General features: G+C 75.0%; 16 protein-coding genes. 13 read left to right on the top strand and 3 right to left on the bottom strand.

The genetic code is table 11. The annotated features are described in order from the left end of the window. Positions 1-94 precede the first annotated feature (94 nt). From K1Y72_RS10800 to K1Y72_RS10790, 3 genes are all read left to right on the top strand, one after another. A complete protein-coding gene (locus K1Y72_RS10800; protein ID WP_220165666.1) occupies positions 95-991 on the top strand; it encodes a phosphatase PAP2 family protein in 897 nt (298 codons plus the stop codon). A gap of 113 nt (positions 992-1,104) precedes the next feature. Then, entirely contained in the window at positions 1,105-4,368 is a 3,264-nt protein-coding gene (gene lysX / locus K1Y72_RS10795; protein WP_308286998.1) for a bifunctional lysylphosphatidylglycerol synthetase/lysine--tRNA ligase LysX, read from the top strand. Between the two features lie 69 nt (positions 4,369-4,437). Beyond that, positions 4,438-5,781 carry an ABC1 kinase family protein gene (locus tag K1Y72_RS10790; protein WP_308286997.1) on the top strand — a complete coding sequence of 448 codons (1,344 nt, stop codon included), beginning with the start codon at positions 4,438-4,440 and terminating at the stop codon, positions 5,779-5,781. 36 nt (positions 5,782-5,817) lie between these two features. Here K1Y72_RS10790 and K1Y72_RS10785 read toward each other — a convergent pair whose 3' ends face one another. Then, positions 5,818-6,663 (bottom strand): siderophore-interacting protein, encoded by an 846-nt coding sequence (locus tag K1Y72_RS10785; RefSeq protein WP_220165660.1) that lies wholly within the window; start codon positions 6,661-6,663, stop codon positions 5,818-5,820. A gap of 205 nt (positions 6,664-6,868) precedes the next feature. Here K1Y72_RS10785 and K1Y72_RS10780 point away from each other — a divergent pair, with 205 nt between their 5' ends. The 9 genes from K1Y72_RS10780 to glpK all read left to right on the top strand — a co-directional run bounded on the left by K1Y72_RS10780 (position 6,869) and on the right by glpK (position 18,748). Further along, positions 6,869-7,330, top strand: coding sequence for a nuclear transport factor 2 family protein (locus K1Y72_RS10780; protein WP_220165658.1), 462 nt, complete (start codon positions 6,869-6,871; stop codon positions 7,328-7,330). Positions 7,331-7,389: 59 nt separating this feature from the next. Beyond that, on the top strand, positions 7,390-9,051 hold the full coding sequence (locus tag K1Y72_RS10775; RefSeq protein ID WP_220165656.1) for an FUSC family protein: 1,662 nt from the start codon (positions 7,390-7,392) through the stop codon (positions 9,049-9,051). Next, on the top strand, positions 9,048-9,569 hold the full coding sequence (locus K1Y72_RS10770) for a MarR family winged helix-turn-helix transcriptional regulator (protein ID WP_220165654.1): 522 nt from the start codon (positions 9,048-9,050) through the stop codon (positions 9,567-9,569). The genes K1Y72_RS10775 and K1Y72_RS10770 overlap by 4 nt, the downstream gene beginning before the upstream one ends. Before the next feature lie 107 nt (positions 9,570-9,676). Beyond that, positions 9,677-13,273, top strand: a complete 3,597-nt coding sequence (locus K1Y72_RS10765; RefSeq protein ID WP_220165652.1) for a nitrate reductase subunit alpha — start codon at positions 9,677-9,679, stop codon at positions 13,271-13,273. After that, positions 13,274-14,935: a nitrate reductase subunit beta gene (gene narH / locus K1Y72_RS10760; protein ID WP_220165651.1), complete on the top strand. Its 1,662-nt coding sequence runs from the start codon at positions 13,274-13,276 to the stop codon at positions 14,933-14,935. It abuts the gene before it with no gap. Beyond that, on the top strand, positions 14,932-15,507 hold the full coding sequence (gene narJ, locus K1Y72_RS10755; RefSeq protein ID WP_220165650.1) for a nitrate reductase molybdenum cofactor assembly chaperone: 576 nt from the start codon (positions 14,932-14,934) through the stop codon (positions 15,505-15,507). The genes narH and narJ overlap by 4 nt, the downstream gene beginning before the upstream one ends. After that, entirely contained in the window at positions 15,504-16,232 is a 729-nt protein-coding gene (gene narI / locus K1Y72_RS10750; protein WP_220165649.1) for a respiratory nitrate reductase subunit gamma, read from the top strand. Before narJ ends, narI begins: the two co-directional genes overlap by 4 nt. A gap of 136 nt (positions 16,233-16,368) precedes the next feature. After that, entirely contained in the window at positions 16,369-17,193 is an 825-nt protein-coding gene (locus K1Y72_RS10745) for an MIP/aquaporin family protein (protein WP_220165648.1), read from the top strand. A 37-nt stretch (positions 17,194-17,230) separates the two neighbouring features. Further along, on the top strand, positions 17,231-18,748 hold the full coding sequence (gene glpK / locus K1Y72_RS10740; RefSeq protein WP_220165647.1) for a glycerol kinase GlpK: 1,518 nt from the start codon (positions 17,231-17,233) through the stop codon (positions 18,746-18,748). Between the two features lie 31 nt (positions 18,749-18,779). Here glpK and K1Y72_RS10735 read toward each other — a convergent pair whose 3' ends face one another. After that, positions 18,780-19,754 carry a Gfo/Idh/MocA family protein gene (locus K1Y72_RS10735; RefSeq protein WP_220165635.1) on the bottom strand — a complete coding sequence of 325 codons (975 nt, stop codon included), beginning with the start codon at positions 19,752-19,754 and terminating at the stop codon, positions 18,780-18,782. Positions 19,755-19,847: 93 nt separating this feature from the next. Between K1Y72_RS10735 and K1Y72_RS10730 the strand changes: the two genes are divergently transcribed. Next, the gene (locus K1Y72_RS10730) at positions 19,848-20,678 is read left to right on the top strand and encodes a S1 family peptidase (protein ID WP_220165633.1); all 831 of its coding nucleotides are present in this window, start codon (positions 19,848-19,850) and stop codon (positions 20,676-20,678) included. Between the two features lie 14 nt (positions 20,679-20,692). Here K1Y72_RS10730 and K1Y72_RS10725 read toward each other — a convergent pair whose 3' ends face one another. Further along, a complete protein-coding gene (locus tag K1Y72_RS10725; RefSeq protein WP_220165631.1) occupies positions 20,693-22,108 on the bottom strand; it encodes an MFS transporter in 1,416 nt (471 codons plus the stop codon). Positions 22,109-22,162: the final 54 nt, after the last annotated feature.

Here is a 22,162-nt window from a genome sequence, read left to right as displayed (position 1 = left end):
GGGAGGCCCCCCCCCGCCCCGCCCGGGCCGCCCCCCCCCGCCGGGGGCGCGGCGGGCACCGCCGCAAGCCGCCCCCACCCCCCGAGGACCGCTCATGAACCTCCGCCAACCGGCCCGGCGCCCGCCGAAGCGCGCCGGCCGGTTCCAGCCCGCCGCCGAGCGGCCCAGGGCGATCCCCGAACTGCTGCTGATCACGCTGCTGTTCCTGGTCTACAAGCTCGGCCGGCTCGCCGCCAACGGCCGCGTCACCGAGGCGTTCTCCAACGCCCGCGACGTCTGGCACTTCGAGCGCTGGGCCGGCCTGCCCAGCGAGACGAGCGTCCAGCACGGCCTGCTGCACAGCGAGACCCTCGTGCACGCCGCCAACTGCTACTACGCCTACGTGCACTTCCCGGCGACCGTGGCGTTCCTGCTCTGGATGTACCTGCGGCGCCCGACCCACTACCGCTGGGTCCGCTGGGTCATCGTCGCGCTGACGAGCGCCGGGCTCGCGCTGCACCTGCTGGTGCCGCTCGCCCCGCCCCGCATGCTCGACCGCACCGGCCTGATCGACACCGGCGCCCGCTTCGGCCCGGCCGTCTACGGCGCGCCGCAGACCGACACGGTCGCCAACCAGTACGCCGCGATGCCCTCGCTGCACATCGGCTGGGCGCTCATCGTGGCGATCGGGCTGATCGTCACCACCCGCACCCGCTGGCGCTGGCTCTGGCTGGCGCACCCGCTGCTGACGATCTCGGTGGTGGTGAGCACCGCCAACCACTACTGGCTGGACGGCATCGTGGTCGCCGTGCTGCTCGCCATCGTGCTGTTCGCGCTGCGCCCGCCCGCGCCGGCGGCCCCCGCGGACGAGCCGGCGGAGGCGCCCGCGTCCGCCGCCGAGCCGGCCGGGGCGGGCACCGCCGTGGCGGTCGCCGGGGCCGCGGCCGAGCCGGCCCCCGAACCGGCCGGTCCCGCGGCCGGGCGGTCCGGGACGCGGCCCGCCACCGGCTGACGCGCCCGCCGCCCGCGCCGCGCGCCGCCCGCCGCCCGCCGGAACCCGCACCGGTAGGCTGATCGGCGCGGTCCGGGGGGACCGCGGAGTCGATGGCGTCGGTCGGGGGACAGGTGCGCGCCAGAAGAATCGTCGGGGCGGTGCCGGCCGCCGTGTCGTGGTACCTGCGGCTGTCCGGGCTGGTGTCGGTGCTCGCCTGGCTGTGGGCGGACCGGATCGAGGCGCTGCTGGACCTCTGGGTCCTCCGCTGGATCGCCTACTTCGGGTGGCTGCCGAGCCTGCCGTGGGGCGTGCTGCTCGTCCTGCTGTCGTCGGGGCTGCGCCGCCGCAAGAAGGCCGCCTGGCGGATCACCGTGCTGCTGCTCGGCCTGTTCGTGGCGCTGTCGCTGCTGGACCTGCTGGGCGGCTACCTCGGCACCTCCTCGGTCGGCGCCGGCGACTGGGTCGCCGCCGCCCTCTACCTCGCGGCGTTCGTGCTGCTGATCGCGGCGCGCGGGCGGTTCGCCGCGCTGCCCGACCGGGCGAACCGGCGCCTCGCGCTGCGGGTGTTCGCCGTCCAGGTGGTGGTGAGCGGCCTGCTCGGCACCACCCTGGTGCACCTCACCGACACCGACGCCGGCGGCCCCTTCTGGACGGAGCCGCTGTACGTGCTGCTGCAGACCGTCCTCGGCGCCGGCGTCACCGGCTCGGTCATGGGCGTCGCGGTGCCCGGCTGGGTCGACCTCCTCCTCGGCGTGCTCGGCACCGGCCTGCTGCTCCTCACGGTGTGGGCGCTGTTCCGGCCCGCGCGCGGCGACGCCGTGCTGAGCGCGGAGGAGGAGCTCGCCGCCCGCCGGCTGCTCGCCGAGTGGGGCGAGGACGACTCCCTCGGCTACTTCGCGCTCCGCCGCGACAAGGACGTCGTCGTCGCCCCGAACGGCAAGGCCGCCATCGCCTACCGCGCGCAGGGCCCGGTCTGCCTCGCCTCCGGCGACCCGCTCGGCGACCCCGAGGCGTGGCCGCAGGCGATCGCGGCGTTCCTGGACCTCTGCCGGGCGCACTCCTGGGCGGCCGGCGCCGTCAGCGTCGGCGAGAGCGCCGCCCGCGAGTACAGCCGCTGCGGCATGAACGTGCTGGAGCTCGGCGACGAGGCGATCCTGGACGTCGCCGAGTTCAACCTCGACGGCCGCGAGATGCGCCAGGTCCGCCAGGCCGTCCGCCGCGTCGAGCGCGCCGGGTACACCGCCCGGGTGCGGCGGCACGCCCAGATCCCGCCCGTGGAGATGGCGCCCCTCGTCCGCCGCGCCGACCAGTGGCGCGGGGGCGAGACCGAGCGCGGGTTCTCCATGGCGCTCGGCCGCCTCGGCGACCCGACCGACGGGCGCTGCGTCATGGTCGAGGCGTTCGACGGCGACGGCGAGCTGCGCGGCCTGCTCAGCTTCGTCCCCTGGGGCCGCAGCGGCCTGTCGCTGGACCTCATGCGCCGCGACCGCGCCGCCGAGAACGGCCTCAACGAGTTCATGATCGCCAAGCTGGCCGAGCAGGCGCCCGGCATGGGCGTCCGCCGCGTCTCGCTGAACTTCGCGATGCTGCGCGGGGTGTTCGAGCGCGGCCAGCAGATCGGCGCCGGGCCGGTCGTCCGCGCCGCCTACCGGGTGCTGTCGTTCGCGTCCCGGTTCTGGCAGCTGGAGTCGCTGTACCTGGCCAACGCCAAGTACCACCCCGAGTGGGTGCCGCGCTACATCTGCTCCCAGCACGGGGCGGGCCTGCTGCGCCTGGCGCTCGCCTACGCCCGCGCCGAGGGGTTCGTGCCGAGCCTCGGCCGGCGGCGGCTGGAGCGGGCGGCCGGCGCGGTGCCGTCGGCGGGCCTCGTCCAGCGGATCAAGGAGATCGAGGAGGCCGCGGACGCCGCCCGCACCCCGCAGCGCCGCCTGTCGGAGCAGGAGCGCGTCCGGCACGCCAAGCTGGAGCGCATCCGCGCGGCGGGCGTGGACCCCTACCCGCTCGGCTTCGCCCGCACCGACCTGGCCGCCGGCCTGCGCGCCGCGTTCGGCGGCCTGGAGCCCGGCGCCCGCACCGGCCGGCGCGCCGCGATCGCCGGCCGCGTCATGCTCGACCGGGCGCACGGCCGCCTGGTCTTCGCCACCCTGCGCGACGAGACCGGCGACCTCCAGGTGATGCTGACGGCCGAGGCGCTCGGCGCGGCGGCGCTGGAGGACTGGAAGACCATGATCGACCTGGGCGACCAGGTCGGCGTCGAGGGCGAGGTCGTCGCCTCCCGGCGGGGCGAGCTGTCGGTCCTCGCCGACTCCTGGACGCTCACCGCCAAGTGCCTGCGGCCGCTGCCCGACAAGCGGGCCGGCCTCGCCGACCCCGAGGCCCGCGTCCGCCGCCGCCACGTGGACCTCATCGTCAACGACGACGCCCGCGCGATGCTGCGGCGGCGCGGCGACGCGCTCGGCGCCCTCCGCGACATCCTGCGGGCGCGCGGCTACCTGGAGGCCGAGACGCCGATCCTGCAGCCGGTGCACGGCGGCGCGGCGGCCCGGCCCTTCACCACCCGCGTCAACGCCTACAACATGCGCCTGTACCTGCGGATCGCGCCCGAGCTGTACCTCAAGCGGCTCCTCGTCGGCGGCGTCGGCAAGGTGTACGAGATGGGCCGCGACTTCCGCAACGAGGGCGCCGACGCCACCCACAACCCCGAGTTCACGATGCTGGAGGCGTACGAGCCCTACGGCGACTACGACACGATGGCCGAGCTGATGCGGGCGCTCGTCCTCGCGGCGGCGCGCGCGGCGCTCGGCACCACCGTCGTCGTCCGCGACGGCGCCGAGCACGACCTCGCCGGCCCCTGGGACGAGATCACCGTGTACGGCTCGGTCGGCGCGGCGCTGCGGACCGAGATCACGCCGGACACCCCGCGCGCCGCGTGCGCCGCCCACGCCGCCGCCCTCGGCATCGACGTCGCGGCCGAGTGGGGGCAGGGGCGCATCGTGCAGGAGCTCTACGAGCACCTGGTGGAGGGGCGGCTCGTCCGCCCGACGTTCGTCCGCGACTTCCCGGCCGAGACCTCGCCGCTCACCCGCCCGCACCGCGACGACCCGCGGCTCGCCGAGAAGTGGGACCTCATCATGTTCGGCATGGAGCTCGGCACCGCCTACTCCGAGCTGATCGACCCGGTCCTGCAGCGCCGCCGCCTCACCGAGCAGTCGCTGCTCGCGGCGGGCGGCGACGCCGAGGCGATGGAGCTGGACGAGGACTTCCTGCACGCCCTGGAGTACGGGATGCCCCCGGCGGGGGGCCTCGGGATGGGCGTCGACCGGCTCGTCATCGCGCTCACCGGCGCCACGATCCGCGAGACGGTCGCCTTCCCGCTGGTGCGGCCCGGCCGCTGACAGGGCAGGATGGAGGGGATCGAGAACGCGCCGCCGCGGCCGCGGCGACGAGACAGGGACGGTCACCACGTGAGCGAGATCCCCCGCCGTGCGGTCACCCGCACCGCCAAGCTGGCCACGCTGCCGCTCGGCTTCGCCGGGCGCACCGCGCTCGGCCTCGGCAAGCGCACCATCGGCCGGCCCGCCGAGGCGGTCGCGCTGGAGGTGCAGCGCCGCACCGCCGACCAGCTGTTCGCCGTGCTCGGCGAGCTGAAGGGCGGCGCGATGAAGGTCGGCCAGCTCATGTCGATCTTCGAGGCGGGGATGCCGGAGGAGCTCGCCGGGCCGTTCCGCGCCAGCCTCACCAAGCTCCAGGAGGCCGCGCCGCCGCTGCCCGCCGTGACCGCGCACCGGGTCCTCGCCGAGGGCCTCGGGCCCGGCTGGCGCAACCTGTTCGCCGAGTTCGGCGACCGGCCCGCCGCCGCGGCGTCCATCGGGCAGGTCCACAAGGCCGTCTGGCACGACGGCCGGACCGTCGCGGTCAAGGTTCAGTACCCCGGCGCCGGGCGGGCGCTGATGAGCGACTTCACCCAGCTGTCCCGCATGTCGCGGCTGTTCGCGCCCCTGATGCCCGGCGTCGAGATGAAGCCGGTGATCGCCGACCTGAAGCGGCGGCTGGAGAAGGAGCTGGACTACACCGACGAGTCCCGCGCCCAGAAGACCTTCCACGCCGCCTACCGGGACGACCCCGACATCGTCGTGCCCGCCGTCGTCGCGCAGGCCGGCAACGTGCTGGTCACCGAGTGGCTGGACGGCACCCCGCTCGCCCGCGTCATCGCCGACGGGCCGCAGGAGCGGCGCGACCGGGCCGGGCTGCTGCTCTTCCGGTTCCTGCTGTCGGGCCCGGTGCGCTGCGGCATGATCCACATCGATCCGCACCCGGGCAACTTCCGGCTGCTGGACGACGGCCGGCTCGGCGTCCTGGACTACGGCGGCGCCGCGCACGTGCCGGACGACCTCTGGTGGGCGCTCGGCCGGATGCTGCGCATCGGCACCCTCGGCAGCCCCGCCGAGATGGTCGAGAACGCCAAGGCCGAGGGGTTCCTCGCCCCGGACGCCGAGGTGGACGCGGACCGGCTCGCCGAGATCGTCGTCGCGCACGCCGAGCCGTTCTCCGTCGAGACCTTCCGCTACAGCCGGGCCTGGATGCGCACCGAGACCCAGCGCGGCCTCGGCATGGCGTCGGACATGCGGCCGGGCGGCCTGCTGCGGCAGCTGCGGCTGCCGCCGCAGTACCTGGCGGTCAGCCGCGCGCTGTCGGGCTGCGGCGGCGTGCTCTGCCAGCTGGAGGCCGAGGGGCCGTTCCGGGCCGAGGCGCTGCGCTGGCTGCCCGGTTTCGCGGGCGACGCCCCGGACGCGGCCGGGACGGCCTGACGTCCGGGGCGCCCGGCCCGGCGTCCGGAGCGGGCCTCAGGAGAGCGCCCGCGCCTCCTCGGTCTCGATCTGCCGGTTCCACTCGCGCTTGGAGGACTGCCAGCCGTCCTCGTCGCGGCCGATCCGCCAGTAGCCGGAGATCGACAGCCGGTCCATGGGCAGGCCGCGCTCGACGCGCAGGTACCGGCGCAGGTCCTTGACCATGCCGGCCTCGCCGTGCACGAACGCCTGCACGTCGCCGTCCGGGAACTCCAGGGCGCGCACGGCCTCGGCCAGGGCCGCGCCGACCGGCCGGTCGCCGCGGTGCAGCCAGACGATCTCGGGCTTGCCGGGGGAGGCGAGGACCTGCTCCTCGGCGGGGCCGGCGACCTCGAGGAACACCTTGGCGAGGGCGCCCTCGGGGAGCCGCTCCAGCGAGGCGGCGATGGCGGGCAGCGCGCTCTCGTCCCCGGCCAGCAGGTGCCAGCCGGCGTCGGGGGAGGGGGCGTAGCCGCCGCCGGGCCCCATGAAGCTGATCTCCTCGCCGGGCCGCGCGGCCGCCGCCCAGGGTCCGGCGAGGCCCTTGTCGCCGTGGTGGACGAAGTCGACGGTGAGCTCGCGGGCCTCGCGGTCGAAGGCGCGGACGGTGTAGGTGCGCGTCACCGGCCACTGCTCGCGGGGGAACTCGGCGCGGATCGCGCCCATGTCGAACGGCTCGGGGTAGGCGACGCCCGGCCGCGGGAAGATCAGCTTGATGTAGTGGTCGGTGTGGGCGCCCGCGCCGAAGCCCGCGAGGGCCTCGCCGCCGAGCACCACCCGGATCATGTGCGGGGTGATCCGCTCGGTGCGGAGCACCGTCGCGGTGGTGATCGGGCGCCCCTTGCGGGCGGGTTCGGTCGCCATGCGTCCTCCGATGCGCGGAATATCGTCTTAGGTAAGCCTAACTAATCGCGTGCGCTCCGGTGTTCCCAGAATCGTGCGGAAAACGCGCACGGAGCGGGAGTCCGGAACGGCCGTGCCCGGGTCCGGCCGCACCCCTCGCCGCGCGCCCGGCGGGGCGCTACCGTGCGAGCGGCGGCGGACGATCACTCGCGACGGGCGGGCACGCATGGCTATCACGACGGGCACGATGACCGACGAGCAGCGCAAGTCGGTGGCGCTGGAGTACCTCAAGGGCTTCGACCGGGGCGGCACCACCTCCTCGGGGGCGCCCCTGCTGGACCTGTTCGACGACGACGCCCAGGTCTACTTCCCCAAGTGGGGGCTCGCCACCGGCAAGGAGGAGATCGGCCGCCTGTTCGGCGAGGTCGGCGCCACCATCCGCGCGATCGAGCACCACTACGCGTCGCTGAACTGGGTGTTCGCCGGCGACACGGTGGTGTGCGAGGGCGGCAGCCACGGCGAGCACGTGGACGGGCCGTGGCGCGCGGGAGTGCCCGAGTGGGGCGCCGGGCGCTGGTGCGACGTGTTCGAGATCCGCGACTTCAAGATCCAGCGGGTGTTCATCTACCTGGACCCCGACTACGCGGGCGGCGACCGCGACCGCTACCCGTGGCTGAAGGACCGCTGACCGGGCGGGGGCGGGCCCGGCATTTGTTTTACGAGTGAAATACCCGTTAAACTTCTCGGGTGAGCGCCCTCCCGTCCCCGTCCCGGTCCCTCCGCCCGCTGCCCGTGCGGGGCCTGCTGCGCCTGCGCGGGCGCGGCGACACCTGGTACAAGCCCGCCTTCAGTGCCGCGGCGGCCCTCGCGCTGCCCGGCGCGGTGATGCTGGCGGTGGGGCGCCTGGACCTCATGCTCTACATCTCAGCGGGGTCGCTCTGCGCGCTGTACGCGCACGGCCAGCCCTACGCCGCGCGCGCCCGCACCCTCGGCTGGGTCGCCGCCGGCATGGGCGCGAGCGTGGCGGCGGCGCTCTGCACCGCCGCCGCCACCGACGCGACCTGGGCGCGGGTCGCGGTCGCGGCGCTGATCGCGGCCGTGCACAAGGCGGTCTGCGACGCGACCCGCATCGGGCCGCCCGCCAACGTCATCTTCACCTTCATCGCGGCGAGCTGCGCCTTCCTGCCGCAGCGCGCCGCCGACGTCCCCGCGCACCTCGCGCTGGTCCTCGCCGGCGCGGCGGTGGCCTGGCTGGTCGGCATGGCGCCCGCGCTGCGCCGCCCCGACGGGCCCGAGCGGATCGCCGTCGCGCGGGCCCTGGAGGCGGTCGCCCGGCACCGCGCCGACCCCGCGCCCGCCCACCGGCACGCCGCCGCGGGCGCGATCAACGCGGCCTGGCACACGCTGTTCCAGGTGCCGGGCTCCGCGCCCGGACGGGCCCTGCTGGAGCGCCTCGTCGTGCGCGCCGAGGCGGCGATGGCGGGCGCGCCCGGCGACGCCCGTCGCCTCGTCCGGTGGGCGGGGGAACTGCGCGCCGGCGCCCGCCCGGACGTCCCCGGACCGTCCCCGGAGGAGGCGCGCGAGCTCGCCGGGATCGCCGCAGACCGCCGCGCCCCGCACGGGCCGCGGGGCGTGCGGGGCCTGCTCGCCGCGCTCGGACCCGGCTCGCCGCTGCCGCCGGTCGCGGCGCGCGTCGCTCTCGGCAGCGCCGTCGCGGGCTGGGCGTCGATGCTGCTCGGCGTCGGCCGCCCCTACTGGGCCGTCGTCACCGCCGCGTCGGTGTTCCAGGCCAACATCACGCTGAGCTGGGGGCGGGCCGTGCAGCGCGTCGTCGGCAACCTGGCCGGGCTCGTGCTGTTCGCCGCGCTGCTGCCGGTCACCCGCACCGGCGCCGTCGCGCTGCTGCTCGTCGTGCTCGCCTTCCAGATCGGCGCCGAGTACGGGATGAGCCGCAACTACTGGCTCGGCAGCGTGTTCGTGACGCCGATGGCGCTCACCATGGTCGAGTTCGCCGGCTACCAGGACCCCGGCCCGCTGATCTCCGAGCGGGCGCTGGACAGCCTGCTCGGCGCCGCGGCCGGGCTGCTCTGCTGCGCGCTCGTCCCGAACCGGCGGGCGGGCGGCCGCGTCGGCGCCGCCCTGGAGCGCCTCACCGCCGCCACCCGCGCCGCCGGCCCGGCCGCGTCCGGTACGCGCCGCGAGATCGCCGCCGCCCGCGACCGCGTCGCCACGGCGCTGGTCGACCTCCGCGACACCGTCGAGGTCGCCTCGGGGGAGTGGTGGCAGGGCGCCCTGCCCGAGGAGCGCATCGAGCGCGCCGAACGCGACGGCCACCGCGTCCTGGCCGGGCTGCGGCCCGCCCCCGCCCGCCATGACCCGACGACAGTGCCGGAGGAAGGACGGCCATGACCGACCAGAGCCCCGTCGAGGACGCGGTGGCGGCGGTGATCCGCGGCTGGCGCGAGCTGGCGCCGGACCTCGACACCGGCCCGATGGGCGTGATCGGCCGGATCAACCGGTGCGCCGCGCTGCTCCAGCAGGCCGGCGACGCGCCGCTGGCCCGCGAGGGCCTCGTCCGCGCCGAGTTCGACACGCTGAACACGCTGCGCCGCCTCGGCGGCGGCGTCACCCCCGGCCGCCTCGCCCGCGAGACGTTCGCCTCCGGCGCCGCCGTCACCAAGCGGGTCCGCGCGCTCGCCGACCGCGGGCTGGTGGAGCGGCGCACCGACACCCGCGACCGCCGCGTCCAGCACCTGTCGCTGACCGCCGCCGGGCGCGACCTGGTCGACCGGCTGATGCCCGCGCAGCTCTCCTACGAGGCGGCGCTGCTGGCGGGCCTGCCCGCCGAGCGGCGCGCGGACCTCGCCGACGGGCTCGCCGAGCTGCTCGCCGCGCTGGAGGGGCGCCTCGGCGGCCTCCTCGGCTGAGACCGGGAGGGAGCGGCCGCGGGGCCGCGGGCGGACACGCGCGCACGGTGGTTGCTTGATCACCATGGGTCATGGGCATGATCACCCCGGGACGATCTGGGGGTGTGATGAGCGACGCGCTGCTGCGCACGGGACGGTTCTTCGCGCGGGCCGAGACCTCGCCGGACGGCCGGGCGCTGTACCTGCGCGGCGGCCGCGAGGGCGACGCGTTCTACCGGGACCGCTGGAGCCACGACCGGGTGGTGCGCTCCACGCACGGGGTGAACTGCACCGGCTCGTGCTCGTGGAAGGTCTACGTCAAGGACGGCATCATCACCTGGGAGACCCAGGAGACCGACTACCCGAGCGTCGGCCCCGACCGGCCCGAGTACGAGCCGCGCGGCTGCCCGCGCGGCGCCGCGTTCTCCTGGTACACCTACTCGCCGACCCGGGTCCGCTTCCCCTACGTGCGCGGCGTCCTCGCCGAGATGTACCGGGAGGCGCGCGAGCGGCTCGGCGACCCCGTCGCCGCCTGGGCCGAGATCACCGCCGACCCCGGGCGGCGGCGCCGCTACCAGTCGGCGCGCGGCAAGGGCGGCCTCGTCCGCACCACCTGGGACGAGGCGACCGAGATGATCGCCGCCGCGCACGTGCACACGATCGCCGCGTACGGGCCGGACCGCATCGCCGGGTTCTCCCCGATCCCGGCGATGTCGATGGTGTCGCACGCCGCCGGGTCGCGGTTCGTGTCGCTGCTCGGCGGCGCGATGCTGTCGTTCTACGACTGGTACGCCGACCTGCCCGTCGCCTCCCCGCAGGTGTTCGGCGACCAGACCGACGTCCCCGAGTCCGCCGACTGGTGGGACGCGGCCTACCTGATGCTGTGGGGCTCCAACGTCCCGGTGACCCGCACCCCCGACGCGCACTGGATGGCCGAGGCCCGCTACCGGGGCCAGAAGGTCGTGGTGATGTCGCCCGACTACTCCGACGCGACCAAGTTCGCCGACGAGTGGGTCGCGCCGCACCCGGGCACCGACGGCGCCCTCGGCATGGCGATGGGCCACGTGATCCTCAAGGAGTGCTTCGCCGACCGGCGCGTCCCGGCGTTCGAGGACTACGTCGCCCGCCACACCGACCTGCCGTTCCTGGTCACCCTGGACGAGCGCGACGGCGGCCACGTCCCCGGCCGCTTCCTCACCGCCGCCGACCTCGGCGAGGACGGCGCGGACGCGGCCTGGAAGACCGTCCTGCTGGACGGCGCGACCGGCGCCCCCGCCGTCCCGAACGGCTCGCTCGGCTTCCGCTGGAGCGAGCAGGGCAAGGGCCGCTGGAACCTCGACCTCGGCGACCTGGAACCGCTGCTGTCGGCGCACGAGGACGGCGGCGACACGGCGGCCGTGCTGCTGTCGCGCTTCGACGAGCCCGACGGCGCCGCCGCCCCGCTGCGGCGCGGCGTCCCCGTCCGCCGGGTCGGCGGGCGCCTCGTCACCACCGTGTACGACCTGATGCTCGCGCAGTACGGCGTCGCCCGGCCGGGCCTGCCCGGCGAATGGCCGGCCTCCTACGACGACGCGTCCGCGCCCGGCACCCCCGCCTGGCAGGAGGAGATCACCTCCGTGCCGGCCGCGACCGCCGTCCGCATCGCCCGCGAGTTCGCCGCGACCGCGGAGAAGAGCGGCGGCCGCTGCATGATCATCATGGGCGCCGGGACGAACCACTGGTTCCACTCCGACACGATCTACCGGACGTTCCTGTCGCTGCTCATGCTGACCGGCTGCCAGGGCGTCAACGGCGGCGGCTGGGCGCACTACGTCGGCCAGGAGAAGGTCCGCCCGTTCACCGGCTGGGCGCAGCTGGCGTTCGGCCTGGACTGGACGCGCCCGGCCCGCCAGATCCCCGCCACCCCGTACTGGTACCTGCACACCGACCAGTGGCGCTACGACGGCTACCGCGCCGACGCGCTCGCGGCGCCGACCGGCACCGGCGCGTTCGCCGGCCGGCACACCGCCGACCTCGTCGCCGAGTCGGCGCGGCTCGGCTGGATGCCGTTCGCGCCCGCCTTCGACCGCAACCCGCTCGACCTCGCCGACGAGATCGGGCGGGACGACCCGGCCGCCCACATCGCGCAGGCCCTGCGCGAGGGTTCGCTGCACCACGCGGCCGCCGACCCGGACGCGCCGTCGAACTGGCCGCGCGTCCTCACCGTGTGGCGCGCCAACCTGCTCGGCTCCTCGGCCAAGGGCAACGAGTACTTCCTGCGGCACCTGCTCGGCACCGACTCCAACCTCCAGGCGGCCGAGACGCCCGAGGGGACGCGCCCCGCCGAGGTCGCGTGGCGGGACGAGGCGCCGCGCGGCAAGCTCGACCTGCTGCTGTCGCTGGACTTCCGGATGACGTCGACGACGCTGATGTCCGACATCGTGCTGCCGGCGGCGACCTGGTACGAGAAGCACGACCTGTCGTCCACCGACATGCACCCGTTCGTGCACGCCTTCAACCCCGCCGTGGACCCGCCCTGGGAGGCGCGCAGCGACCTGGACGCCTTCCAGGCGATCGCGCGGCGGTTCAGCGACCTCGCCGCGACGCGCCTCGGCGTCCGCCGCGACGTCGTCGCCGTCCCGCTCCAGCACGACACGCCGGGCGAGCGCGGCGCCCCGTACGGCGTCGCGGGCGGCACGGCGCCGACGTTCACGATCGTGGAGCGCGACTACGCCGCGGTCGGCGCCCGCATGGAGGCGCTCGGCCCGAAGCCGGGCACCGCCGGGCTGCCGGTGAAGGGCGTGACGTTCACCGCCGACCGCGAGCTGCGCTGGCTCGCCGAGCGCGGCGGCACCGACGGCGACGGCAACCCGCGCCTGGACACCGCGGCCAAGTGGTGCGAGGCGATCCTCGCGCTGTCGGGCACCAGCAACGGCCGGCTCGCCGCGCAGGGGTTCGCGCAGCTCGCCGAGCGGACCGGCGTCCCCTACGACGAGCTGATCGAGTCGGGCGCCGAGCGGCGCATCACCTTCCCCGACGCCCAGGCCCGCCCGACGGCGGTCGGGCCGTCGCCGGAGTGGTCGGGCATCGAGGCGCCGGACCGCCGCTACTCGCCGTTCACCATCAACGTCGAGCGCCGCAAGCCCTGGCACACCCTGACCGGCCGCATGCACTTCTTCCTCGACCACGCCTGGATGGCCGAGCTCGGCGAGCAGCTCCCGGTGTTCCGGCCGCCGCTCGACATGCACCGGCTGTTCGGCGAGCCGCGCCCCGGCACCAAAGGGGAGGCCGAGCTGACCGTCCGCTACCTCACCCCGCACTCCAAGTGGTCGATCCACTCCGAGTACCAGGACAACCTGTTCATGCTGACGCTGTCGCGCGGCGGCCCGACGGTCTGGATGAGCGTGCTCGACGCCGCCCGCATCGGCGTCGCCGACAACGACTGGGTGGAGATGGACAACCGCAACGGCGTCGTCGTCGCCCGCGCGATCGTCTCGCACCGGATGCCGCAGGGGACCGTCTACTACCACCACGCCCAGGAGCGCGTCATCGACATGCCCAAGACCGAGCGCACCGGCAGGCGCGGCGGCATCCACAACTCGCTGACCCGGCTGCTGGTGAAGCCGACCCACCTGATCGGCGGGTACGCGCAGCTGTCCTACTCCTTCAACTATCTCGGCCCGACCGGCAACCAGCGCGACGAGATCACCGTCATCCGCCGCCGCTCCCAGAAGGTGGAGTACTAGATGCGGGTGATGGCGCAGCTGTCGATGGTGATGAACCTCGACAAGTGCATCGGGTGCCACACGTGCTCGGTGACGTGCAAGCAGGCGTGGACGAACCGGGCGGGCACCGAGTACGTGTGGTTCAACAACGTCGAGACGCGGCCGGGGCAGGGGTACCCGCGCCGCTACGAGGACCAGGACACCTGGCAGGGCGGGTGGACGCTGGACCGCAAGGGGCGGCTGAAGCCGCGCTCGGGCGGGCGGGCGCGGCGGATGCTCGGGATCTTCTCCAACCCGCTGCTGCCGACGATCGCCGACTACTACGAGCCCTGGACCTACGACTACGAGACGCTGACGACCGCGCCGCTGCAGGACGACGTCCCGGTGGCGCGGCCCTACTCGCTGATCAGCGGCGAGCCGACGAAGGTCGAGTGGAGCGCCAACTGGGACGACGACCTCGGCGGCGGGCCCGACATCGCGGGCCGCGACCCGGTGGTGCAGAAGATCTCCGACGCGATCCGGCTGGACTACGAGCGCGCGTTCATGTTCTACCTGCCGCGCATCTGCGAGCACTGCCTGAACCCCGCCTGCATGGCCGCCTGCCCGTCCGGCGCGATCTACAAGCGGGCCGAGGACGGCATCGTGCTGGTCGACCAGGACGGCTGCCGGGGCTGGCGGATGTGCGTGACCGGCTGCCCCTACAAGAAGATCTATTTCAACCACCGGACCGGCAAGGCTGAGAAGTGCACCTTCTGCTACCCGCGGGTGGAGGTGGGGCTGCCGACGGTGTGCTCGGAGACCTGCGTCGGGCGGCTCCGCTACATCGGGGTGCTGCTCTACGACGCCGACAAGGTGACCGCGGCCGCCGAGACCGAGGACGACAAGGCCCTCTACGAGGCGCAGCTCGGGGTGTTCCTGGACCCCGAGGACCCCGAGGTGATCGCCGCGGCCCGCCGCGACGGCGTCCCCGAGACCTGGCTGGAGGCGGCCCGCCGCTCCCCGGTGCACGCGCTCATCAACCGGTACCGGGTGGCGCTGCCGCTGCACCCGGAGTTCCGCACGATGCCGATGGTCTGGTACATCCCGCCGCTGTCGCCGGTCGTGGACGCGCTGCGCGACACCGGCCACGACGGCGAGGACGCCGGCAACCTGTTCGGCGCCATCGAGGCGCTGCGCATCCCGGTGCGGTACCTGGCGGGGCTGTTCACCGCCGGCGACCCCGAACCGGTCGCGGCGGTGCTCCGCAAGCTCGCCGCGATGCGCTCCTACATGCGCGACACCAACCTGGGCGATCCGGCGGACGAGGCCAAGGCGGCGGCGGTCGGCATGTCGGGCCGCGACATGCAGGACATGTACCGGCTGCTCGCCCTCGCCAAGTACGACGAGCGCTACGTCATCCCGACGCAGGCCGCCGCCGAGGCCGCCGCGCTGGAGGAGTCGGCCTGCCCGGTCGACTACGACTACGACGAGCACGGCCGCGACCGCACGTCGGGACCGTTCGGCGAGGCGTCGGGGCGGCCCGCGCCCGCCTCGGTGGAGAGCTTCCACGCGCTGAAGGACCGGCAGACGACGGGGGCGCTGGTGTCCCCGGGCGACCGCAAGGGCCGCGTGAACCTGCTGAACTGGGACGGCAAGGGGCGCCCCGGCGGGCTGTTCCCGCGCCGCGGGAAGGGGGACGAGTGAGCGCGCTCGTCTGGCAGGCGGCGTCCCTGCTGCTCAGCTATCCCGACGCCGCGCTCTACGAGCGCCGCGCGATGCTGCGCGAGGCCGTCGCGGGGGAGCCGCACCTGGCGCGCTTCCTGGACCATCTGGACGCCGTCGCGCTGCCGGAGCTGGCCGCGCACTACGTCGAGGTGTTCGACCTGCGGCGCCGCTGCTGCCTCTACCTGACCTACTACACCGACGGCGACACCCGGCGGCGCGGCGAGTCGCTCGCCGCGCTGAAGGCCCGCTACCGGGCGGCGGGCGCCGAGCTCGACAGCCGCGAGCTGCCCGACTTCCTGCCGATCGTGCTGGAGTTCGCCGCGCTGCACGGCGGCGGCGCGCTGCTCACCGAGAACAGGCCCGGCCTGGAGCTGCTGCGGATGGCGCTGGAGGACCGCGGATCGCCCTACGCGCTGCCGGTGCGGGCCGTCTGCGCGACGCTGCCGGGGCCGTCTCCGCGCGACCGCGCCGAGGCGCAGCGGCTCGCCCGGTCGGGCCCGCCCACGGAGAACGTCGGCCTCGAACCCTTCACCCTGGGAGCGCCCCGATGAACCTGCTGCTGTGGGTGGCCCTGCCGTATGTGGCCATCGCCTGCCTCGTCGGCGGGACCGTCTGGCGGTACCGCTACGACCGGTTCGGCTGGACGACGCGCTCGTCGGAGCTGTACGAGAAGCGGCTGCTGCGGATCGCGAGCCCGCTGTTCCACTTCGGGCTCATCTTCGTCATCCTCGGCCACATCGCCGGCCTGGTGGTCCCCGAGGACTGGACCGAGGCGGTGCACGTCCCCGAGAGCGCCTACCACGCGGTGTCCCTGGTCGCCGGGAGCATCGCGGGCGCCGCCGCCGTCGCGGGGCTCGCCCTGCTCGTCTACCGGCGGCGCACCAGCGGGCCGGTGTTCTCGGCGACGACCCGCAACGACAAGCTGATGTACGTGCTGCTCGGCGGGTCGCTGCTGCTCGGCCTCGGCGTCACCGTCATCGAGAACGGGATCCGCGGCCCCTACGACTACCGGGAGACGGTGGGGCCCTGGTTCCGCGACGTCTTCCTGCTGCGGCCGGACCCGGACCTGATGGCCCGCATCCCGCTGCTCTACAAGTTCCACGTGCTGCTCGGGCTGGTGCTGACGGCGCTGTTCCCCTTCACCCGCCTGATCCACGCGTTCGCGGCGCCGTGGCGCTACCCGTTCCGGCCCTACATCGTGTACCGCAGCCGGGGCGGGCGCGGGCCCGCCACCCGCGACCCGGCGCGCGGCTGGGAGCCGGTGACGCGCCGCTGACGCGCGGTCGGCGCGGTTGTCAACCCCGTCCCTCTGTGTGCCGTCTGGTGGATAGAAGGCAGGGTTGACCGTTTTATGCCCGATCCTTACGTTCACGTCATATGTGTCTCACGTCACCCGCCTTCGAGGAGGAGACATGGCGGAACGGCCGGGATTCCCGCCCCTGGCGCGCGAGCTGGCCGCCGAGTTCGCCGGGACGCTCGTGCTCATCCTGTTCGGCGTCGGCGTGGTCGCGCAGGTCGTCGCCGGGGGCCTCGGCGACCACGACAGCATCGCCTGGGCGTGGGGGATCGGGGTGGTCCTCGGGGTCTACGTCTCGGCGACGCTGAGCGGCGGCCACATCAACCCGGCGGTGACCTTCGCCCTTGCGGTCTTCCAGGGCTTCCCCTGGCGCAAGGTCGGCCCCTACGTCCTCGCGCAGACCGCCGGCGCCTTCGTCGCCGCGCTCATCGTGCGGTGGAACTACAGCGAGGTGCTCGCCAAGGCCGACCCGGGGCACACCATCAAGACGCAAGGGGTGTTCTCCACCCTCCCCGGCAACGGGACGCTGCCCGTCGGCACCTGGGGCGCGTTCCGCGACCAGGTCATCGGCACCGCGATCCTGCTGTTCCTCGTGCTCGCCCTCACCGACGCGCGGAACGGCCCGCCGCTCGCCAACCTCGCGCCCCTCGTCATCGGGCTGCTGGTGGTGGCGATCGGCATGGCCTGGGGCACCGACGCCGGGTACGCCATCAACCCCGCCCGCGACTTCGGGCCGCGGCTCGCCCAGTACCTCACCGGCTACGGGGGCGCCTGGCGCGACCAGCACGGCGACCTGTACTTCTGGGTGCCGGTCCTCGGGCCGCTCGCCGGCGCGGTCGCCGGCGCGGGCCTGTACGTCGCCCTCATCGGCCGGCACCTGCCCGGGGCGGCCGCCGGCGCGGCGGCCGAGCCCGAGCCCGAGTACGACGTGGCACCCTGACCGGGCGGCCCCACCCCTCGACCGAAAGGACGATCCGATGCCCGACTTCGTCGGAGCGCTGGACCAGGGCACCACCAGCACCCGATTCATGATCTTCGACCACGGCGGCAACGAGGTCGCCCGGCACCAGCTCGAGCACGAGCAGATCCTGCCGCGGGCCGGCTGGGTCGAGCACAACCCGCTGGAGATCTGGGAGCGCACCCGCGCCGTCGTGGAGAGCGCGCTCACCAAGGCGGGCCTGGACGCCGCCGACCTCGCGGCGTTCGGGATCACCAACCAGCGCGAGACGACCGTGGTGTGGAACCGGCGGACCGGCCGCCCGTACCACAACGCCATCGTCTGGCAGGACACCCGCACCGACCGCATCGCCTCGGCGCTGGAGCGCGACGGGCGGGGCGAGACGATCCGGCACCGGGCCGGGCTGCCGCCCGCCACCTACTTCTCCGGCGGCAAGATCCAGTGGATCCTGGAGAACGTCGACGGGGTCCGCGAGGCCGCCGAGAACGGCGAGGCGCTCTTCGGGAACATCGACGCCTGGATCCTGTGGAACCTCACCGGCGGCAAGGACGGCGGGGTGCACGTCACCGACCCCACCAACGCCAGCCGGACCATGCTGATGGACCTGGAGACCCTCGACTGGGACGACCAGCTCCTGTCGTTCTTCGGCATCCCCCGCCGGATGCTGCCCGAGATCCGGCCGTCGTCGGCGCCCGAGCCCTACGGGGTGACGCGGGCGGACGGGCCGCTCGGCGGGGAGGTGCCGCTCAGCGGCATCCTCGGCGACCAGCAGGCCGCCACCGTCGGCCAGGTGTGCTTCGCGCCCGGCGAGGCCAAGAACACCTACGGCACCGGCAACTTCCTGCTGCTGAACACCGGCACCGAGCTCGTCCGGTCCAAGGCCGGGATGCTCACCACCGTCTGCTACAAGTTCGGCGACGCCGACACGGTGTACGCGCTGGAGGGCTCCATCGCGGTGACCGGCTCGGCCGTGCAGTGGCTGCGCGACCAGCTCGGGATCATCTCCGGCGCCGCCCAGAGCGAGGCGCTCGCCGCGCAGGTCGAGGACAACGGCGGCGTCTACTTCGTCCCGGCGTTCTCCGGCCTGTTCGCCCCCTACTGGCGCAGCGACGCGCGCGGCGCGATCGTCGGCCTGTCGCGCTACAACACCAACGCCCACCTGGCCCGCGCCACGCTGGAGGCGATCTGCTACCAGTCGCGCGACGTCGTCGAGGCGATGCGCGAGGACTCCGGCGTCTCCCTGGACGTCCTCAAGGTGGACGGCGGCGTCACCGCGAACCGGCTCTGCATGCAGTTGCAGGCCGACATCCTCGGCGTCCCGGTGTCGCGGCCCGTCGTCGCCGAGACGACCGCGCTCGGCGCCGCCTACGCCGCCGGGCTCGCCACCGGGTTCTGGAACACCACCGACGAGTTGCGCCGCAACTGGAACGAGGACGAGCGCTGGCGGCCCACCTGGGACGAGGCACGGCGGGAGGAGGGCTACGCCGGCTGGCGCAAGGCCGTCGAGCGCACCTACGGCTGGGTCGACGTCGACTGACCGGCCCGCGCCGCCGCCCGCCGCCCGCCGGTCAGGCGCGGGCGGCGGCGTCGCGGATCCGCTGCATGGCGGCCTGGATCGCGACGGTCTCGCCGAGCGGCATCAGCGGCGACTCGGTGCGGCCCTCGCGCAGGCAGCGCGCGACCTCCTCGGCCTGGTAGGTGTAGCCGTGCCCGCCGATCTCGGCGGTGAAGGTCTCCGGCTCGACGCCCTGGCGGACCAGCAGGAAGCTCTCCGGCCGGTAGAACGGCGCCGCGATCTCGATGCGGCCGCTCGTCCCGACGACCGTCGCGGCGTGCGGCGACTCCCCGGTGAGGCCGCAGTGCAGCAGCGCGACCGCGCCGGTGGCGTAGCCGAGCAGGATGCCGGTGTTGGCGTCCACGCCGGTCGGCGCCGGGGTGATCGACGCCTGGACGGTGTCGGGCGCGCCGAGCAGCGGCCAGGTGAACGACAGCGGGTAGACGCCGAGGTCGAGCAGCGCGCCCCCGCCGAGCTCGCGCGACCACAGGCGGCTCGCCGGGTCGTAGGCGGGCGCGATCGCGAAGTCGGCGTAGACGGCCGTGACGTCGCCGATCGCGCCGTCGCGGACCAGCCCGTACAGGCGCCGGACCAGCGGGTTGAACCGCGACCACATCGCCTCCATCGCGAACACGCCGCGCTCGGCCGCCAGCCCCGCGAGCTCCTCGGCGTCGGCGACGGTGGTCGTGAAGGGCTTCTCCACGAGCACGGCGCGCCCGGCCTCCAGGCAGAGCCGGGCCGGGCCGGCGTGCATCGGGTGCGGCGTCGCGATGTACACGACGTCCACGCCGGGGTCGGCGGCGAGCGCCTCGTAGGAGCCGTGCGCCGCCGGGATCCCGTGGCGGGCGGCGAACGCGTCGGCGGTGCCCTGCGCGCGCGACCCGACGGCGCGCACCTCGTGCCCGGGGAGCGTCAGCAGGTCCTCGGTGAACACCTCCGCGATGCCGCCGGTACCGAGCACGCCCCAGCGGACCGTTCCGTCGATCATGTCACCGATCGTAATCCGCGCCGATGTGCTTCCGCGCGGAGGGGCGGTCCTCTAGCATCGGCGGGTCCGCCCGTCACCGCCGAGAGGGTGCCCATGCCCCGCCGCACCGCGGCCGCCGCGCTCGCCGCCCTGGCGGCCGCCGGTGCCGGATTCGCCCTGGTAACGGCCCCCTCGCAGGCGGCGCCGCCGCCCGTCTTCGCCGGGACGGTGGCGCTCGACAACTGCTCGGGCGCCCTCGTGCGCGGCCCGCACGCCGCCGACGGCGACGCCGCGCTCGTCCTCACCAACGGTCACTGCCTGGAGGGCGGGATGCCGCCCGCCGGCGCGGTCGTCGCGGACCGCCCGTCCGCCCGCGCGTTCCGGCTGCTGGACGCCGCCGGCACCCGCACCGTCGCGACCCTGCGCGCCACCCGCCTGGTGTACGCGACGATGACCGGCACCGACGTCGCCCTCTACCGCCTCGGCGTCAGCTACGGCGCCGTCCGGCACCGCTACGGGATCGCCGCGCTGCCGCTGGCGGTCCGGCCGCCGTCCGCGGGCACCGCCATCCGGATCGCGTCGGGGTACTGGCGGAAGGCGTACCGCTGCCGGATCGACGGCATCGTGCACCGGCTGCGCGAGGGCGAGTGGACGTGGTCTAACGCGATCCGCTACGGGCCGGCGTGCGCGACCGTGCACGGCACCTCCGGGGCGCCGATCGTGGACGAGGCGACCGGCGAGGTCGTCGGCGTCAACAACACCGGCAACGACGACGGCGAGCGCTGCACCCTCAACAACCCCTGCGAGGTCGACGAGCGGGGCGCGGTGACGGTGCGCCGCGGCGTCAACTACGGCGAGCAGACCGCGCCGCTCGCCCGCTGCCTGGGCGGGGACGGCGCGGTCGTGCCGGGCCGGGGCTGCGCGCTCCCGGCGCCCGCCCGCTGACCGGTCCCCGCCGGTCAGTCCCGGGCGCGGCGCGCCCTCGGCAGCGTCATCGCCGCCGCCGCGATCGCCAGCCCGCCGAGCGCCCAGCCGGTGCCGTACTCGGCGTGCCGGGTCGAGCCGCCGTCCCCGGCGAGCTCCAGGAACAGGGTGCCGACCGCCGCGACCCCGACGACCGACCCGAGCTGCATGAGCGTGAGCAGCAGGCCGCTGCCGTCGGACGCGTCGCGGACCGGCACCCGGTGCAGCGCCGCGGTCATCGCGATCGGCATCGCGCCGAGCCCGAGGCCGATCACCGCGGTGAGCGCCTCGTAGAGCGCGCCGCCGCCCGCCAGCGGGCCGAGGGCGAGCAGCGCCGCCCCTGCGGTCGCGAAGCCGAGCGGGACGAGCCGCCCGTGCCAGCGCGCGGGCAGCCGCCGCCAGTTCAGCCCGATCAGGGCGAACGCCGCGACCGCCGGGACGAACGCCAGGCCCGACTCCAGCGCCCCGTACCGCAGGTCGCCCTGCAGGTGCAGGGTGGTGGTGAACAGGTACGCCCCCCACACGAACGGTCCGAGCGCGGTCCCCAGCGCGGCCTGGGCGAGGCCGGGGACGCGCAGCAGCGCCAGGTTCAGCAGGGGGCGCCCGCCACGCGCGGCGACCCGCCGCTCCACGACGGCGAACACGGGTGCGAGGACGGCGGACGCCGCCAGCGACGCCCACGTCCAGGCGGGCCAGCCGAGCTCGCGGCCGAGGATCAGCGGCAGCACGAACAGCAGCACGGCCGGGGTGAGGAGCAGCAGGCCGGGCAGGTCCACGCCGCCGTCGCGGCGCCGCTCGCCGTCCGGCAGGACGCGCGGCGCCACCGCCAGCAGCGCCAGGCCGATCGGGACGTTCACCAGGAACACCGAGCGCCACCCCGTCCCGAACAGGTCGGCGCTCACCAGCAGGCCGCCGGCGACCTGGCCGACGACGACGCCGCCCGCGATCACCGCGGCGTGGTAGCCGAGCGCGCGGGCCCGCGCCCCGTCCGCGAAACCGAGCTGGATCATGCTCATGACCTGCGGGGTCAGCAGCGCGGCGGCGGCGCCCTGCGCCAGCCGGAACGCGATCAGGGAGCCGGTGCCCGGCGCGAGGCCGCACGCCAGCGACGCGGCGGTGAACGCGGCGAGCCCGGCCAGGAACATCCGGCGGTGGCCGAGCAGGTCGCCGAGGCGCGCCCCCGTCACCAGCAGCACCGCGTAGGCGGCGACGTAGCCCGCCACGATCAGCTGGAGCGCGGCGCCGGAGGCGCGCAGGTCGGCGCGCAGGGTCGGCAGCGCCACGTTGACGATGTTGGTGTCCAGGATGGCCATGAACTGCCCGAGCAGGATCACCGCGAGCAGCGCGGCGCCCGGGCGGGGCGCGGGGGCCCGCCTGGCCCCCGCCGGCGGTGCCTCGGTCGTCTGTGTCATGACCGGTAGCCTGCGGCCGCGGCGCCGCCGCTCCCGAGAGCCTGCCGATACGGG

This window comes from Actinomadura parmotrematis (genome assembly GCF_019458805.1).
GTDB classification, from domain to species: domain Bacteria; phylum Actinomycetota; class Actinomycetes; order Streptosporangiales; family Streptosporangiaceae; genus Spirillospora; species Spirillospora parmotrematis.
Note: the sequence above shows the minus strand (reverse complement) of the source record. Positions and strands in the feature narration are given on the sequence as shown.